Origin of the sequence: Gemmiger formicilis (assembly GCF_018784445.1) — a bacterium.
Classification (GTDB): Bacteria; Bacillota; Clostridia; order Oscillospirales; family Ruminococcaceae; genus Gemmiger.
In genome coordinates this window covers 1-756 of the sequence record NZ_WQOH01000064.1, presented here as the reverse complement: position 1 = coordinate 756, position 756 = coordinate 1, and the positions used below count along the sequence as shown (strand labels likewise).

Sequence of the window (756 nt, the reverse complement as noted above, 5' to 3'; positions counted from 1 at the left end):
CCATGACCATGAGCACGGCGAGGCTGGTCACTCCTGCGGTGACCACGGCTGCGGCAAGCACAGCTGCCATTGATATGGAACGCACACTGACACAACTTCCGTTCTGGTCATCCTTGACCGAACAGGAGCAAGAAACGCTACGCCGAAGTGCCTTTGTCCGTCATTATAAAAAGGGTGCGTTCGTGCACAGCAGCGACAATGAATGTCTCGGAATGCTGCTTATTCTTTCCGGCGAGATCCGCACCTATCTTCTCTCTGATGAGGGGCGGGAGGTAACGCTGTTCCGCCTGTATCCGGGCGAACTATGCGTGCTTTCCGCCTCCTGCGTGATCAGTCAGATCACCTTTGATACGCAAATGACTGCCGGAATGGATACGGACGTTCTGATTATCCCTGCAATTGTCATTGCTGCACTCAAGGAGAAAAATCTCCATGTCCGCTGTTTTCTCTATGAACTGGCAACGAAACGGTTTTCTGATGTGATGTGGGCGATGCAGCAGATTATGTTCAAGGGATTGGATCAGCGGCTGGCAGAATTTCTCCTTGCCGAAGCGGAACGTACCGGCTCCGACACGATACGCATGACCCATGAGCAGATCGCCCAGCACATCAGCTCGGCACGGGAGGCAGTGGCACGGATGCTCAAAAGCTTCTCGGAGGACGGGCTGGTGGAGCTGAAGCGTGGTGCAATCACGCTGCGGGATAAGAACAGACTAAATCGTCTAAAATAAAAAGAAATGTGACTTCGTTACAGAA

1 protein-coding gene is annotated in these 756 nt (G+C 52.8%); it reads left to right on the top strand.

Going from position 1 to position 756, the window contains the following annotated elements; all coding sequences use genetic code 11:
- On the top strand, positions 1-731 hold a 731-nt coding region (locus GPK89_RS14340; RefSeq protein ID WP_252261694.1), incomplete at its 5' end, for a Crp/Fnr family transcriptional regulator.
- Between the last annotated feature and the right edge of the window lie 25 nt (positions 732-756).